Raw genomic sequence first — 16,394 nt, forward strand, 5'->3', positions numbered from 1 at the left:
TAAATTTGTGCCATGAATTATTTAAATGAGGTTGAACAAAAAGTTGCAGAATCCTTATTGCAAATTAAAGCAATAAAATTACAACCTAAAAGTCCTTTTACATGGGCGTCAGGATGGAAGTCTCCAATTTATTGTGATAACCGTATAGCTTTATCGCATCCGTCGATCCGTACGTACATCAGACAAAAGCTATCTCAGTTGATCCAGGAAGAGTTTGGATCGGTAGATATGATCTCTGGCGTAGCGACCGCGGGCATCCCACAAGGCGTTTTAGTAGCTCAAGACCTAGGTTTACCTTTCTCATACGTTCGTAGCAGTGCAAAAGATCATGGTCGTCAGAATATGATTGAAGGAGAGATTAGTAGTGGACAACGTGTTGTTGTGATTGAAGATTTAGTTTCTACAGGAAAGAGTAGTTTAATTGCTGTTAAAGCTTTGCGCGAAGCAGGATGTAACGTAGTTGGCTTAGTTTCTATCTTTACCTATGGTTTCGACGAGGCTCGTAAGAACTTTGAAGAGGCAAAATGTACATTCCATAGTTTATGTAATTATGATGCGCTAGTTCGTGTAGCTGCATCAAATAGCTATATCATGGAATCTGATATCGAATTATTAGAAAAATGGCGCCAAGATCCAGCAAATTGGAGCCCTGAAGTTTAAGCTATGACAGTAATACAGAATTCTACGCTTATTAGTAAGCCAGTTGAGGAAGTATACAACTTCCTTTCGGATTTAAATAATCATGAGCAATTGATGCCAGATAATATTTATAACTGGGTATCAACTGCTGACGAAGCTAGCTTTACCATTAAAAATATGGCGAAATTAGCATTACGTATTAGCCAACGCATCGAGAACAAAGAACTGGTTAGTGTGCCTTCGGAAGAAGCGCCTTTTGCCATTACACTTCGTTGGAAAGTAGAACCAGCATCTGAAACGACAACGACAGCAACGTTTTTAATCGAGGCAGAGTTGAATATGATGATGAAGATGATGGCTTCCGGTCCATTGCAGAAATTAGTGGATCATCAAGTAAGTAAATTGAAAGAAATTTTGGGTTAATCACCCTAGATTCCACAATAAAGAAAAAGCAGCTCATTGAGCTGCTTTTTCTATTAATACAACATCGTTCTTTAAAAAGAATAGGACAGGTGAGTTAGCATTCTATTTCCTGCGTCTATTCTCCCGCGGCCTAGATCTTGATTGATTGGCGTTTGGAATGATGCCCCGACAGATATTCTATTGAAATTGGCTTCTAACCCCATAGAAGCATTTAATAGATGTCCGCCAGTTTCTTCGACTTTAAAGCCCATACTATGATCTTTTCCTTGTTTTTCAAAAGATAGCCCTGCATTTGGAGCAATACGACTATTTGAACCCAAGGCAATCTTGTAATAAGCGCTAGCGTTACTTGCAATTTTATTACCGTATCGATAATCGTCTTTATTTTCTGTATTCAATTTATAACTCGCATTCATATTGATTCCAAAATCTTGAATACGGATATCGTACATTAAACTCGGAATAATGTCAAGGCTTCCAGTTCCCAGTTGGAAAATATTGGGATTTGTTGCCATCGCGTTCTGCTGTTCAAGTGCGTCATATGATCCTGTAGGTAGTTTCACGCCTAATCCTAACCATAATGCTTGAACTATTAATTTATTATTATCAGTACTGTTTGAGCCCTCAAAAAGTTTGTAGTATCCGTTTAATGTGATGTCACCGATACCGTTTTTCTTACGTAAAATTTCACTTCCAGAAGTGTATTTCTCACTGAAATTATAAGGAACAAGGGCTAATACTCGCCATCGCTGACCAATATTCCATGCCCCCCATAATTCCATCGTTTGATATTTTTCGTCTGTTGTCAAGGCTGTGCGATTGCCATGTATATCCAATTGTGTCGTAATTCGATTAAATTGATAGCGGAGACCGATAAATCGTTTACTGAAATCCGGCAACAAACCGATATAATAACCTCCAACACCACAGCCACAGATATCACAAGCCTGGCTACTGTTCATAGAGATTAAGAGTATTAATACAATCAAAAGTTTCTTCATATTATTCACGGAATAAAGGGTTTTTTATAAATGTTTCATCATTGAGTGTGTTTAAGAATGCTAAAAGCTGTTTAACTTCTAGTTCGGATAGCTTTATTCCCATCTCTTTGCTAAATAAAGGATCCAAATTCGGCGTTTGTTGTACTTCTCGACGATAGTGATTAATCACCGATTCTAGCGTTCTAAAACGGCCATCATGCATATACGGTTGTGTAAATGCTAGATTTCTTAGCGTTGGCACTTTAAACTTGAGCCTATCGTTTTCCAATTGGGAAATTTCAAAACGTCCTTCGTCTTTTGCCGGATTCATCCCAATTCCATTATCGCGAAATGATCCGTCAGTGAATAGGGGTTCTTGATGACATGCGTTGCAGTTCGATTGGAACAGTCGATATCCAGCTTCCTCTTCAGCCGTAAATTCCGCTTCCGATCGTATAACCTGATCATATTTCGACTGGTCAGATACGAGCAACAGCATAAACTGTGACAGCGCTTTTAATAAGTGGCTGCTTTGGATTTCACGTGTTCCGAATGCCTTCTCAAACAGTAAAGGATAGGTCTTTGAGCTATTCAACTTTTTTAAGACGTTGGGTAATTTTTCGTCCATCTCCACGACGTTCTCGATCGGTGCAATGGAAAACAAATCTAGATCAAAGACTCCACCATCCCAAAAGAAGGACTTTGACCAAGCCAAATTGGTTAGCGTCATACTATTTCGAATACCTAACCTATCATCGATTCCATGACTAACATCATGGCCGTGATGAGTGAAAGCGTTCTCAGGAATATGACAGCTAGAACAAGAGATGGTATTATCTCGAGATAGAATGGGATCATAAAATAACTTCTTGCCAAGATCAAATTTCTCTTTACTAATCGGATTTCCTGGGAAGTTATAGTTTGGCTCCGGGAAATGCTTCGGTTTCGTAAAAGAAATAAGGTATTCGTCAACAAAGTGATCTGCCTTTTGACAGGCAAATATGATCGTTATGATAGTGCCAGCAACCAACCAATAGGCTTTATTCATTATTTATCTTTTGGAAGTTGTGCGTATGGTCGTGTCGAAACATCTCGCTATAGTTTTCAGCAATTTTATCATTGGGCCCTGTAACCATTACGGTGCTGTTCGTCGCTATGCTGATTTTATTTTTTCCATCGAATACTTTGGATAAGTCAACCATTAGATGGATATCGCTACTCAGATTTTCTTTAACTTCTGCTGCACCCGCTGGGCTTAAATCAACTTGAATAGTTTTGATGTTATTTTTTGTTGGTTTATCATAACCTCCAAAGAGACCGATATGATAGCGGAATTTTTTATCTGCCGTTGTTGACGCCGAGGAGTTACCTTCCATTTTGAAGAAAATATAGCCGCTGTTCCAACTCCAATACATCCCATTTTTGGCAATATCTAAAACCCCCGTACGTTCTTCGACAGGTAGTGTATTGGTTAGGCTGTCAAGACCTAATACGAATTGTAGTTTCGTATATTTTCCTTCCGGTACTTGGATTTTTGGTTGTAATGACGGTTTATTTTCTGCGTCTATTAGAAAATACGATTCTTTTTTTGGAACGGTATAAACTTCGCCTCTATCATTTGAGAGCTGAATATTGCTCACAAAATATTTTAGGTTTTCAACGTTAAATTGTTCCCCGCTATTGTTGCTGTAATTGTAGTCATTCAATACTAATGATTTTCCGCCAACTATATGGTCGAACTTGATTTTTAGCTGCCCTGATTTATTGTTTTCGTAAGTAATATCGTCTTTGGCGCAAGAGAATAGCGTAACTGTAGCCACAAGGCTAAGCATGAAGTGTTTTATTTTCATCGTGTTTTTTTAACTGAAATTTTTTGAAATAAGCTGAACAAGTCATTGCAAAAGCACAATAACTTCAATAGAAATTATGGTCAGTTATACGAGGGGAGGACGAAGGAGTCCTATCGAAATGTCTTTGGGATTCAAGTTCGACTTGAAGATTGCATAGTCCGACGAGTTAAGTTCGGAATAAGTCGGAGATTTGAATGAGAAGGAGAAAATCTGTAGTGTGCATGCTTCATGTAAATTCATTTTGAAGTTTTGCTGCTCTTGTTCTTGTTGAGCTTTTAGTTTCTTCGCAAGATAACATTGACCATGACAGGAGTTGTTTTCCATGTCGCGCTGAATACACAAGTATTTCTCGATGTAATTTTGGTTGTAGTAGAATGAAGCTGATATCAATAATGTCATATTGCTTTGTAAAAGCATTATGGGAATGAGTAGATATAATAACAGCCTTTTCATTTGCTTGCAAATCTAATTGTTAAGTTTCGTAAGTAAAAATTTTACATTGAATTAATTTAGTAAAAGCAAACGAATCTAATTCTAATAGAATAGTTTTTGTACTTTTGTAGCGTTAGCAAAAAACATAAATCTAGAAAGCGCATGGAATTGAATTTAAAGCGCCCGTTGGCCTTTTTTGACTTGGAAACAACGGGAGTCAATGTTTCATTGGATAAAATTGTTGAAGTATCCATTTTGAAAGTATCCCCGGGAGGAAAAGAAGAATCACTTACACTTCGCGTTAACCCTGAGATGCCAATTCCTGCGGAATCATCGATGTTTCATGGTATATATGACGAAGATGTAAAAGATGCGCCGACTTTTCGAGAGCGTGCTGCTGAGGTTGCTGAATTTATCGGCGATTCAGATCTAGCGGGCTATAATTCGAATAAGTTCGATGTACCGATGTTGATGGAAGAGTTTTTGCGAGCTGGCGTTCCTTTTACGTTAGCGGGGCGCGCTTTTGTTGACGTTCAAAATATATTCCATCAAATGGAACAGCGTACGTTAAAAGCGGCGTATAAATTCTATTGTGGAGAATCCCTAGAGAATGCGCATAATGCAGAAGCTGATGTTCGTGCGACCTACGATGTGTTGAAAGCGCAGTTGAGCAAATATGAAGGAGCGGATTTTGAAGATAAGCATGGGAATGTGAGTAAGCCGGTTGTTAATGACGTACAAGCTTTACATACATTTACAAATTTGAGTAAGCCCGTTGACTTTGCTGGACGTATCGTATTTGATGAAGATGGTGATCCTTCCATTAATTTCGGGAAGCATAAGGGTAAAAAAGTGACTGATGTCTTTGATGTAGAGCCGAGTTATTATGCTTGGATGCAGAACGGCGATTTTCCATTATATACAAAGAAAGTGTTGGAGGAGATTTGGACAAATTATAAAAACGCAAAGAAAACGGTAAAGACAGCTGCGGTAGCAGATAAACCCGAGCCCAAGCGTGTCGTAAAGCGCGAAGAGCCCAAGCCAATAACTTCAGATATGTTGCAGCAATTGCAAGGGAAATTTAAGAAATAGCAGATATAAATAAAGATTATGAATAAAACAGAACAAGAAGTAGAACACGTAGGATGCTTGATTATTGGTTCAGGTCCTGCTGGTTATACTGCAGCAATTTATGCTGCTCGCGCGGATCTAAAACCTGTTATTTATACAGGGATGGTACCGGGTGGACAGCTTACACAAACTACAGAGGTTGATAATTTCCCAGGTTATCCAAAGGGTATCACAGGTCCAATCATGATGGAGGATCTACGTGCACAGGCCGAACGTTTTGGTACAGATGTGCGTTTTGGATATGCAACTAAAGTTGATTTTTCTACGGATGGAGGGATTCATAAAGTAGAGGTTGATGGAATAAAAACTGTAACTGCTGATACCGTTATTATTGCTACTGGCGCAACGGCAAAATGGTTAGGTTTGGATTCAGAACAAAAATATAACGGTTTCGGAGTTTCTGCATGTGCGGTTTGCGACGGATTTTTCTTTAAAAATCAAGACGTTGCCATTGTAGGGGCAGGAGATACTGCAGCTGAAGAAGCGACTTACCTTGCAAAACTTTGTAAAAAGGTATATATGCTTGTTCGTCGCGATGAGTTCCGTGCTTCAAAAGCAATGGTTCACCGTGTTATGAATACAGCAAATATTGAAGTATTATATAATTCAGAAGCTCAAGAAATTTTAGGCGATGGTCAAGTGGTGACGGGATTGCGCGTTATCAACAATCAGACTAAAGCACTTACAGATCTAGATATCACAGGATTTTTTGTGGCAATTGGGCATAAACCAAATACAGAGTTGTTCCAGGGCGTATTAGATATGGATGAAACTGGTTATTTGATAACAAAACCAGATAGCACCGCTACTAATATTCCTGGTGTGTTTGCATGTGGTGATGTTCAAGATCATGTTTTCCGTCAAGCGATTACTGCGGCAGGAACGGGATGTATGGCTGCATTAGAGGCTGAGCGTTATCTCGTTGCTAGAGAAGATATCGTAGCATAAAAATATAAAAGGGGCGGATTCACATCGGCCCCTTTTTAGTAAAAGTAATCCGAACGATAGCGTTTGACTATGTTCTTCAACTCGAATTTAAATCTTCCTAAGCGCGGAATATATACCTAGTATTCGGTATTTGTCTACTTCAATTCTTATCTGACCTAGATTAGACCATATTTCTTTAAAGCATTCCATATTCCGTTGTCATCAACTTCATCTGTCGTGTAGTTCGCAATTTCTTTGACTTCTGGATTTGCATTTCCCATAGCAATTCCAAGTTCTACATGCTTTAACATGCTAATATCATTTCCTCCATCTCCAAAAGCCATCGTATGACTTATGTCAATTCCAAAATGCTTACAGATGATGTCGATGCCGACTTTCTTACTCAAACCTTTTGGATTCACATCGGCAAATAGTGGAGTCCATCGTGAAGCTAATGAATTCGGCATTACTTGATTCATGAATTCTTCTTCCACATCTGGACCAAGAAATATGTTTGTTTGTAAAATACTGCTGGTGTCAACCAAGTCCATGTCGACTAGTTTAGGGACAGGTAGATTTAGATGCGCGTACATTCCTGCGATTTCAGGGGTAACATCATGAATGGTGATTTCATGTTCCGACATAAAGGAGAAGCTTAGCGGCTTTTCTTTTGCGTAATCCATCACCGATTGAATATCTTGACTGTCGATTGCTTGACGATAAAGCACTTCGCTGTCCTTCGTAAGACAATATCCTCCGTTGAAAGTAATAAAACCATCGAAGTCTAAAAATTTAACGTGGTCAATGCTATTTATCGAACGGCCCGTAGATAGAATCGTCTTTATCCCTTTGCTTTGCAATTCGCTGATTGCTTCTACGGTTGAGTCTGGTACTTTATGTGTCTTGAAGCTAATTAATGTACCGTCGATATCAAAAAAGACGGCCTTTACAACTGGGTTTTGCATATACAAAGTTACGTTTTAGGCTGATGATTCCTATCTTTGTTTCAAATTCTTAGAACATGGCTATATATCAGGATTTCATTGAACTTCTAAAAGAAAGTATTAAAGACCGCAAGCTCGTCAAATTGACACTAAGTCAATATAGAGGTCAAGAAATCGGGTTGAAAAATTTATACGTTAAGTTAGTTGAGATAAAGCGAGAATTGAAAATGTCTTTTGTTTATCGCTACGAGACTCGAGATATAACAAAGAATTTCAGTCTAAGAGAAGGTTTTGATGTATTGGTCGAAGCGGTTCATTTTAAGGGGTTTCGCTCAGTAGTTTTGCAATCGATCGATGAACAACTGGAAATGCAGATGAACAAAAAAGCAGAGTGGGCTGGTAGTAAGAAAGTTTTGTCGGAAAGTAAGGAGTTGAATCTTAATCACGATAAACAAAAGGAGCGTAAGCTTCAAGACGCGTCGAAATCATATTTACATGATTTAAAATTGACGGATAGTGCGGGTCAAGTTTATAAGAATGCGCAAGATAAGTGGAAGCAAATAAATCATTATATCGAGATTTTGAGTAGTTCGTTGAATAATCTTCCGAATGACCAATCTCTTCGAATAGTAGATATGGGTGCAGGGAAGGGTTATTTAACCTTTGCATTATATGACTACTTGCAATCTACCTTAAAAAGGGATGTGTCAGTTGTTGGAGTGGAGTTTCGACAAGACCTAGTTGAATTGTGTAATCGTATTGCAGAACGAGCAGGATTTCAGCAATTGCATTTCGAGGAGGGTACAATCGAGAATTATCAGGCGAACAAAAAGATTGATGTACTAATTGCTTTACACGCTTGTGATACAGCGACAGATGACGCTATCTATAAAGGTATTCAGGATGAAGCTTCGTTAATTGTTGTAGCGCCTTGTTGCCACAAACAAGTTCGACGAGAGTTGGAACGTGTGAAGGTGAAAAATGATCTAGACTTTATGACGCAATATGGTGTTTTTATGGAACGTCATGCAGAAATGCTTACTGACAGTATCAGGGCATTGATTCTAAACTATTATGGATACGAGACGAAAGTAATGCAATTCATATCAGATCAACATACACCGAAAAATGTCATGATAGTTGCGGAAAGAAAGACGGTAAGTACCGAACAACAGCTTATTATCCTTGAAAAGCTTGCTCGATTAAAAGATTACTATGGTCTTGGATACCAACATTTGGAGCGTCTTTGCCAACTGAATGCAGAGGTGTCGAAATAAAGTCAAATAAAGCACAGCAAAAACATATTAAAAAATCCTTACGAAATGGCTTATTGACTACAAGATTGTGGTTAATTTAGCCTAACATTTCGTCACAAAGTCCTATCTTTGTGTTTTGAAAAAACGATACAATGAGAATTTCATATAATTGGTTAAAAAATTTTATTCAGATAGATAAAACCCCCGGAGAGTTATCGTTGATTCTTACTGATATTGGTTTGGAAGTTGAATCATTAGAGGTAGAACAAAGTATCCCTGGAGGTTTAGAAGGTTTAGTAGTAGGTGAGGTTCTAACTTGTGAACAACATCCGAATGCTGATAAACTAAAGGTTACGACGGTTACCGTTGGTTCTGGGGAACCTTTACACGTTGTCTGTGGGGCGCCAAATGTTAGAAAAGGATTAAAAGTAATTGTTGCTCCTGTAGGTGCGACATGTCATCCAACTAACGGAGAGCCTTTTAAAATCACTAAATCAAAAATTCGTGGAGAAGTCTCGGAAGGAATGTTATGTGGTGAGGATGAGATTGGTCTAGGTAGTTCTCATGCAGGTATTGTTGAGCTTTCTGAAAATGCCGTTGTTGGTTCTCTAGTAAAATCGTATTTCAATATGGAAGACGATTATGCTTATGAAATAGGACTTACGCCTAACCGTGCAGACGCTGCGTCTCACTTGGGGGTAGCGCGCGATTTAGCTGCATATTTCAAAATCCCAGTAAACGCGATTGATGTAGAAGGCTTTAACGAATGTTCAAATTCAGGAACTTCTGTTGAAGTACTTTCAAGCGAAGATGCACCCAGATATGCTGGTGTCAATATAACCGGAATTAAAGTTGGTGAGTCTCCAGAATGGTTGAGAAATAAATTGACGGCAATTGGAATTCGCTCAATTAATAATATTGTCGATGTTACGAATTATATTCTGCATGATTTAGGACAACCTTTACATGCGTTCGATGCCGATAAAATCGCGGGCGATAAAATTATCGTGCGTAAGGCAAAAGAAGGAGAGTTAATGGTGACATTGGATGCTGTAGAGCGTAAATTGTCTGCTGAAGATTTAGTTATCGCGGATGCTGAAAAGCCGATGTGTATAGCCGGAGTCTTCGGTGGTGCAAATTCGGGAGTGTCTGATTCGACAACTTCGATTTTCCTTGAATCTGCGTATTTCAACCCGGTTACTGTTCGGAAAACATCAAAAAGACATGCGTTAAAAACCGATTCATCTTTCCGTTTTGAACGTGGTGTTAATCCTGATATTACAGTTTTAGCATTAAAGAAAGCAGCAAAATTAATCGCTGAGGTTTCGGGAGGCCAAGTTTCATCGACGATTGTTGATCTTTATCCTGAACCGATCATGCCTTTCGAATTTGCGATAAGCTATCGCAATATTCAACGCATAATCGGAAAAGCAATTCCTAGTGAAACGATTCGTGATATCATTGTTAATTTGGGTATTGGGATTCAGAACGAAACAGCTGAAGGGTTTGATGTGATCGTACCTCCCTACAAAGTTGATGTGACTAGAGAAGTGGATGTTGTAGAGGAAGTATTGCGTATTTATGGCTATAATAATATTGAACTAAACACGCAAATTAAAGCTTCATTAAATACTTCGGAAAAGCCTGATAGAGAAGTTGTTTTGAACCAAATTGCTGATTTGTTGATTAGCAATGGCTATCGGGAAATTTTATCTAATTCGTTGACAAAGGCGGATTATTTAGAAAATCCAGAAACAGCTGTAAAGCTTTTGAATCCTTTAAGTAGCGATTTGGACAGTATGCGTCAAAACTTATTGTTTTCTTCATTGACTGCAATCGGTTATAATCAAAAGCGTAAAAATGGTGATTTGAAATTATTTGAGCTTGGTAAGTCTTATAATACAGATGGCGATTGGTATGCTGAAAAGCAAATATTTTCACTTGCTATTGCTGGAAACGAAGAACCTGAGCAATGGAATGCGAAATCAGAATCCGTAAGTTTCTACAATCTTAAATCGGCAGTAGATTTGATTGTAAAACGTTTAAAAATAGAAGGTCTTCGCATTGAAGATTATGAAGGAAGCTATTTCGACTTTGGATTAACCTATCGCAAAGGGGAGAAGGCACTTGTTTCATTTGGTGCTGTTTCTAAATCGAATTTAAAGAAAGCTGATGTGGAGGGCGTTGTATACTTTGCTCAGTTTGATTGGGATTTACTTTTGAAGGTGATCAAAAAGAACAAAATTACATTTAAGGAAGTTTCCAAATTCCCTTCTGTTCGTAGAGATTTAGCATTATTGTTAGACGAATCTATCACTTTTGAACAGTTGAGATTAATCGCTCTGAAGACGGAGAAAAAACTATTAAAAGAGGTAGGAATTTTTGATGTTTACAAAGGCGATAAGCTGCCTTCAGGTAAAAAATCTTATGCATTAAGTTTCGTCTTATTGGATGAGGATAAAACGCTAACCGATAAACAAATTGATGGCGTAATTCAAAAATTAATTGTTAACTTTGATAAAGAGGTTGGTGCAACGGTGCGTTAATCTTCATTAAAATTGCGAATATATATGGCGTCATTATCTTCCCAAATGAATATTATCGTTGAGAAAACGAAAAATTTAATTCAAATGTGTGAAGCCTTGCAAGAAGAAAACGATTTACTCAAGTTAGAGGCTCAATCTTTGCAAGTGGCGTTTGATACGAGTTCTGAGAAGGTTAAACAGCTGGAAGAGAAAGTGAAAGCTTTAGCAGTTGCCAAAACATTAGATGACTCAGCGGGCGATAAGGAAGCCATAAATGAAAAAATACTTGACACAAAACAAAAAATTAACGATTTTGTGCGAGAAATAGACAAATGTATAAGTCTTTTGAAGTAGGTTTAGTGAATTAGGTAAGGACTTATTACGTTTTTAAGCTCAAGAAAAATGGGAGAAATTTCCATAAAAATAAATATCGCTGATCGAGTATATCCACTTCGCGTTGATACGGAAGAGGAGGAAGTAATTCGTTATGCAGCGAAATTAATAAACGAAAAAATAAAAGAATTGCAGGATAATTATGCAGTTCGTGATAAGCAAGATTTATTGTCCATGTGTGTACTACAGTATGCGACAGGGATGATTAAAGCTGAGAAAAATGCACAGAATCAAGACTCAGGATTGGAAAGTGCGGTTCATGAACTAGATAATATACTGACAAATTTCTTTTCAAAATAAAACGTTTCCGTTCTTACATTTAGAGCTTATAACGACGAATTTGCCGCAATTAAATTCGGGTTGTCACTATTTTAAACTTAACGCTTCAATATCACGAGCAATACAAAGATGTAGGCCATTTTGCGAAAGCCATCTAGGTCATGATCATACGCTCAAATCATGTGTAATCGAAGTTTAATAATATTAGATACCTGAAAATTTAATTGCGGTTTTTTTTTGAATAAAAATTGCTATTACATTAACATATATAAATCATAAACAATGGAGTTATCAACTACTATATCAATAATAATATCACTTGTTGTAGGTGTGTTTATTGGACGATATTTGTTGCAGATGCTTTTCAAAAAGCAGGAGCAATCCGCTAATGATAAGGCTGCACAAATTATCAAAGATGCAGAACAACAAGGTGAACATAGCAAAAAGCAACGTCAATTAGAGGCAAAAGAAAAGTTTTTACAGTTGAAGGCCGAACATGAAAAAGAGGTAAATCAACGTAATAATGCCATTTCACAAAAAGAGAATACAGTTCGTCAGAAGGAACAATCCATGAACCAAAAACTGGAGAACTTAAATCGTGAGAAGCAGGAATTGGATGGCAAATCTAAGAAATTAGAGCAGTTAGTGGAGCTGAATGAGAAAAAGAAAGAAGAAGTAGAACTGTTAAAAGGTCAGCATATCAAGCAATTGGAAAGTATTGCAGGCTTGTCAGCTGATGAAGCGAAAGAACAATTAGTAAACTCATTACGTGAGGAAGCACGTTCTCAAGCAATAATTCAAATTAAAGACATCGTTGATGAGGCAAAGTTAACTGCATCAAAAGAAGCGAAGAAAGTTGTAATCCAAACGATTCAACGTACAGCAACTGAGGCAGCGATAGAAAACACAGTTTCAATATTTAATATTGAGAATGATGAGATTAAAGGACGTATTATCGGTCGTGAAGGTCGTAATATTCGTGCGTTAGAAGCAGCTACGGGAGTTGAAATTATTGTTGATGATACGCCTGAAGCGATCATCTTATCTGGTTTTGATCCTGTTCGTCGTGAAATTGCACGTTTATCTCTTCACAGATTGGTGACGGATGGTCGTATCCACCCTGCTCGTATTGAAGAGGTGGTAGCGAAGACGCGTACGCAGATTGAAGATGAGATTGTTGAGATTGGAGAGCGTACAGTAATTGACTTAGGTATCCATGGCTTACATCCTGAATTGATTCGTATGGTTGGTAGAATGCGTTATCGTTCGTCATACGGTCAAAACCTTTTACAGCACTCTCGTGAGGTGGCAAACTTCGCAGCGACAATGGCTTCTGAATTAGGCTTAAATGTTAAACATGCGAAGCGTGCAGGTCTTTTACATGATATTGGTAAAGTACCCGATGATAATCCAGAATTACCTCACGCTATCCTTGGTATGCAATTAGCTGAGAAATATAAGGAGCATCCAGATGTGTGTAATGCGATCGGAGCGCATCACGATGAGATCGAAATGACTTCTATGATTTCACCTATTGTTCAAGCATGTGACGCGATCTCTGGGGCTCGTCCTGGAGCTCGTCGTGAAGTGGTAGAGAGCTATATCAAACGCCTGAAAGAATTGGAAGATTTGGCGCTTTCGTACCCTGGTGTAGAGAAGACATTTGCAATCCAAGCTGGACGTGAACTACGTGTGGTTGTAGAAAGTGAAAAAGTTTCTGATGCGCAAGCGGAAATCTTAGCTGCAGATATTTCGAATAGAATTCAAACAGAGATGACTTATCCAGGTCAGATTAAAGTTACTGTAATTCGTGAGACACGTTCTGTGTCTTATGCGAAATAGAAATAATATTCTAGCATTGAAAGGGCTGTCGTTAATGTCGACAGCCCTTTTTCATTTTAAACTATTCTCGCCTTAGGGTTAAATCAAACGTCCTTATTGTAAATAAAACAACCTTAAGTCAAAATTTGACTCATCATCTTATTTATACATATTAATAGTTATTTTTGCCGCATGAAGAAACAGGCTAAACAAACAAATAAAACGCCACAATTCAATCGTCCGGTTGAAAAGTACTTTTATGAACTGGATCAGCTGTACGGCAATTCAAATTTAACGACTTTGACTGTTGGGGTCGCCTTAACATTCTTTGGTATCATGGGCTTGATTTGGATGATACCCTTTCCACAGTTTGATTTTCTTGTAAAGATGAATGCCCATACTTTTCTTAATTGGGGATCCTTCTTTATTGCTATTGTGATATACAGTTATTTAAAATTAGCGCCAACTCTATCTTATGCGGTTCTATTTTGTATAGGTATTATGAGTTATTTTATTGTTCAATTGGAATATCTTGAACGCGATGGTGGTCCGTCTGTTATATTAGTCTGTTCAATCATTGCAATTATAGGTTTGTTGATTACTTTTTTAGCGGCTAAGAAAAACAAGGCTGTTAATTTCAATGAGTTTTTTAAGCTTTTAACAATAGGTCCCGTATGGTTATGGTCGAAAATGTTCGATAAGCTAAAGTGGAAATATTAAATAGAGATGTTAAGAAATATATAAATCCCTGGCATAAAATGTTGGGGATTTTCTATTTTTACGATAGGGAGCATTTATGAAAGATATAAAATATCCAATTCACTTTAAGTTTCGCGTCACTACGTTTTCTAATGACTTTGAAGCGACTGACGCCGATGGTAGGACTATCTATTACGTTCGAGAGAAAATCTTCAAATGGCGGGATCATATTATGGTTTACCGCGACGGCAGTAAAAGCGAGATGCTGTATGAGTTTGTTTCAAATAAGCTAATAGATTTCCAGCAGACGTTTACGATCAATGATCATAACAAACGTGTTATCGGAAAAGTGCGTCGAAAATCCATAAAATCACTTTGGAGATCGACTTTCAACTTGTTAGATGAGAATGATCAGCATGATCATACGATTACAGAGAAGAATCCCTGGACCAAGTTTTGGGATGGCTTATTTGGGGAACTACCGATTATTGGCATGTTGTCAGGTTATGTTTTTAACCCGAGCTATATCTTAAAAAATCAATTTGGAGAACCGATTTTTGAGATCCGAAAAGAACCCTCATTTTTCGGAAGAAAGTTTACAGTGTATAAGCAGACAACAAAAGATATCGATGATGAACGTTTTGTTCTGAGTTTAATGCTGATGGTGTTGACGGAACGAACAAATGGTTAAAAAAAAATGCTGCAATATATTTGCAGCATTTTCTTGTTTATTGATAGTCTTTTTTCTGGATGGAGAATTGAACTTGTATTCCCGATCCATCTTCTGCTGGATATTCTGATTCCTCAATAGCGCCGATTTTTGCAAGCGCAGCCTTGGAACGTAGATTATCTTTTCGTACATGATAAATTACCTTATCCACTTCTTGGAAGGCAAAGTCCATCATCAATTGTTTTATTGATTTATTATATAATCCACCCCAGTATTCTGTTTTCAGAAAGCTATACCCGATTGCAACAGACTTATTCGCTTCATCGAATTGGTAAAATGAAGTCGCTCCGATTACTTGCTCTGTATTCTGATCGATAATCAAATAAGGGATATCTGTCTCTATTAGTTTTTGGAAGTACTTCGTAAAACCAATCGGCGAATAGCGAAGTTTGTCTGGATGCTGTTCCCAAATTCCAGGATCAGATGCTGCAGCGTATACCCATTCAAAATCTTCTTTGATCATAGGAATCAACTTAACGAGCTCATTGCTGAGTGTTTTTTTGTCCAACATAGCTATTTAATAATACGTTTAATCTTATTTGATTTCTTGATCCATTTGTGTACGGCTTCATAATCCTCCTGATTAATCTTGTCGTAGATATGCTGAAGCTGTTTGATATGCTCTTCAAGTACCTCAAGTACGTTAGTTCTATTTTGTTTAAAAATAGGGGTCCACATGTCAGGTGACGATTTAGCTAAACGCACTGTTGATTGAAAACCCGAACCAGCCAGTTCAAATATTCTGCCCTGTGATTTTTCTTTCTCTAGAACCGTTAAAGCCAAGGCAAAGGATGTTAAATGCGATATATGGGACACATAAGCCGTATGCATATCATGCTCTTCGGCGTTCATGAACGATGTTTGCATTTCCAATTGATCGGTAATTGCATCCGCGATTTCGAAAGCATCTTCATCCGAACGGAAAGCTTCAACATAAACCATCATCTTATCTTTAAAAAGATTTGGAATTGCTGCTTCAGGGCCAGAGTATTCGGTACCAGCCATTGGGTGAGCCGCAATATACCTGCCTCGATTAGGGTGATCTTTAATTAGATTTAGGATGTTCGATTTCGTAGATCCCATATCAATAATCACTTGATCTGTGACCTGATCTAGTAAGCCCGGTAAGATGCCCATGATTACATCAACAGGAACCGTTAATATCAAAACCTTGCAACTTTTTAGCGCTTCTTCTAAAGGTTGAATTTCATCAACCAATCCAAGTTGTAATGCTTTCTTCTGATTTGATTCGCTACGCTCGACGCCGATTAGCTTATCACAGAATTTTGTTTCTTTAAGTCGAATGCCGATAGATCCTCCTATCAAGCCAACTCCGACAATTGCTATATTCATTATAATTGAAAA

18 protein-coding genes are annotated in these 16,394 nt (G+C 37.9%); 11 read left to right on the forward strand and 7 right to left on the reverse strand.

The window, feature by feature from the left end:
• The first annotated feature begins 12 nt into the window (after positions 1 to 12).
• Together pyrE and GFH32_RS06655 are read left to right on the forward strand one after the other, a co-directional pair.
• Entirely contained in the window at positions 13 to 660 is a 648-nt protein-coding gene (gene pyrE, locus GFH32_RS06650; protein WP_153510444.1) for an orotate phosphoribosyltransferase, read from the forward strand.
• A gap of 3 nt (positions 661 to 663) precedes the next feature.
• Positions 664 to 1,062, forward strand: coding sequence for an SRPBCC family protein (locus GFH32_RS06655; protein WP_153510446.1), 399 nt, complete (start codon positions 664 to 666; stop codon positions 1,060 to 1,062).
• 71 nt (positions 1,063 to 1,133) lie between these two features.
• Here GFH32_RS06655 and GFH32_RS06660 read toward each other — a convergent pair whose 3' ends face one another.
• The 4 genes from GFH32_RS06660 to GFH32_RS06675 form a co-directional block, all read right to left on the reverse strand.
• Entirely contained in the window at positions 1,134 to 2,063 is a 930-nt protein-coding gene (locus tag GFH32_RS06660; protein WP_153510448.1) for a transporter, read from the reverse strand.
• A gap of 1 nt (position 2,064) precedes the next feature.
• Positions 2,065 to 3,090, reverse strand: a complete 1,026-nt coding sequence (locus tag GFH32_RS06665; protein ID WP_153510450.1) for a cytochrome-c peroxidase — start codon at positions 3,088 to 3,090, stop codon at positions 2,065 to 2,067.
• Entirely contained in the window at positions 3,083 to 3,892 is an 810-nt protein-coding gene (locus GFH32_RS06670) for an MbnP family protein (protein ID WP_202111211.1), read from the reverse strand. Before GFH32_RS06670 ends, GFH32_RS06665 begins: the two co-directional genes overlap by 8 nt.
• Before the next feature lie 84 nt (positions 3,893 to 3,976).
• Positions 3,977 to 4,291 (reverse strand): hypothetical protein, encoded by a 315-nt coding sequence (locus tag GFH32_RS06675; RefSeq protein WP_153510452.1) that lies wholly within the window; start codon positions 4,289 to 4,291, stop codon positions 3,977 to 3,979.
• A 195-nt stretch (positions 4,292 to 4,486) separates the two neighbouring features.
• Between GFH32_RS06675 and GFH32_RS06680 the strand changes: the two genes are divergently transcribed.
• Together GFH32_RS06680 and trxB are read left to right on the forward strand one after the other, a co-directional pair.
• The gene (locus GFH32_RS06680; protein ID WP_153510453.1) at positions 4,487 to 5,416 is read left to right on the forward strand and encodes a 3'-5' exonuclease; all 930 of its coding nucleotides are present in this window, start codon (positions 4,487 to 4,489) and stop codon (positions 5,414 to 5,416) included.
• Between the two features lie 18 nt (positions 5,417 to 5,434).
• Positions 5,435 to 6,403: a thioredoxin-disulfide reductase gene (gene trxB, locus GFH32_RS06685; protein ID WP_153510454.1), complete on the forward strand. Its 969-nt coding sequence runs from the start codon at positions 5,435 to 5,437 to the stop codon at positions 6,401 to 6,403.
• Between the two features lie 155 nt (positions 6,404 to 6,558).
• Here trxB and GFH32_RS06690 read toward each other — a convergent pair whose 3' ends face one another.
• Positions 6,559 to 7,347, reverse strand: a complete 789-nt coding sequence (locus GFH32_RS06690; protein ID WP_153510455.1) for a Cof-type HAD-IIB family hydrolase — start codon at positions 7,345 to 7,347, stop codon at positions 6,559 to 6,561.
• 56 nt (positions 7,348 to 7,403) lie between these two features.
• On the opposite strand from GFH32_RS06690, the gene GFH32_RS06695 reads away from it, so the two are divergent.
• From GFH32_RS06695 to GFH32_RS06725, 7 genes are all read left to right on the forward strand, one after another.
• Positions 7,404 to 8,603 (forward strand): class I SAM-dependent methyltransferase, encoded by a 1,200-nt coding sequence (locus tag GFH32_RS06695; RefSeq protein ID WP_153510456.1) that lies wholly within the window; start codon positions 7,404 to 7,406, stop codon positions 8,601 to 8,603.
• 131 nt (positions 8,604 to 8,734) lie between these two features.
• Complete coding sequence (pheT, locus tag GFH32_RS06700) at positions 8,735 to 11,128, forward strand: phenylalanine--tRNA ligase subunit beta (protein WP_153510458.1); 2,394 nt, start codon at positions 8,735 to 8,737, stop codon at positions 11,126 to 11,128.
• Positions 11,129 to 11,152: 24 nt separating this feature from the next.
• Positions 11,153 to 11,461 carry a hypothetical protein gene (locus tag GFH32_RS06705; RefSeq protein ID WP_153510460.1) on the forward strand — a complete coding sequence of 103 codons (309 nt, stop codon included), beginning with the start codon at positions 11,153 to 11,155 and terminating at the stop codon, positions 11,459 to 11,461.
• A gap of 48 nt (positions 11,462 to 11,509) precedes the next feature.
• Positions 11,510 to 11,800 carry a cell division protein ZapA gene (locus tag GFH32_RS06710; RefSeq protein WP_153510462.1) on the forward strand — a complete coding sequence of 97 codons (291 nt, stop codon included), beginning with the start codon at positions 11,510 to 11,512 and terminating at the stop codon, positions 11,798 to 11,800.
• 261 nt (positions 11,801 to 12,061) lie between these two features.
• Positions 12,062 to 13,621 (forward strand): ribonuclease Y, encoded by a 1,560-nt coding sequence (rny, locus tag GFH32_RS06715; protein ID WP_153510464.1) that lies wholly within the window; start codon positions 12,062 to 12,064, stop codon positions 13,619 to 13,621.
• 171 nt (positions 13,622 to 13,792) lie between these two features.
• Positions 13,793 to 14,320 carry a hypothetical protein gene (locus tag GFH32_RS06720; RefSeq protein WP_153510466.1) on the forward strand — a complete coding sequence of 176 codons (528 nt, stop codon included), beginning with the start codon at positions 13,793 to 13,795 and terminating at the stop codon, positions 14,318 to 14,320.
• Between the two features lie 76 nt (positions 14,321 to 14,396).
• Complete coding sequence (locus GFH32_RS06725) at positions 14,397 to 14,990, forward strand: LURP-one-related/scramblase family protein (protein ID WP_153510468.1); 594 nt, start codon at positions 14,397 to 14,399, stop codon at positions 14,988 to 14,990.
• A gap of 37 nt (positions 14,991 to 15,027) precedes the next feature.
• Here the strand turns inward: GFH32_RS06725 and GFH32_RS06730 are convergent, their stop codons facing one another.
• Both GFH32_RS06730 and GFH32_RS06735 read right to left on the reverse strand, forming a co-directional pair.
• A complete protein-coding gene (locus GFH32_RS06730; protein ID WP_153510470.1) occupies positions 15,028 to 15,540 on the reverse strand; it encodes a GNAT family N-acetyltransferase in 513 nt (170 codons plus the stop codon).
• A 2-nt stretch (positions 15,541 to 15,542) separates the two neighbouring features.
• Positions 15,543 to 16,382, reverse strand: coding sequence for a prephenate dehydrogenase (locus tag GFH32_RS06735; protein ID WP_153510472.1), 840 nt, complete (start codon positions 16,380 to 16,382; stop codon positions 15,543 to 15,545).
• Between the last annotated feature and the right edge of the window lie 12 nt (positions 16,383 to 16,394).

The sequence above is a fragment of the Sphingobacteruim zhuxiongii genome, from assembly GCF_009557615.1.
Classification (GTDB): domain Bacteria; phylum Bacteroidota; class Bacteroidia; order Sphingobacteriales; family Sphingobacteriaceae; genus Sphingobacterium; species Sphingobacterium zhuxiongii.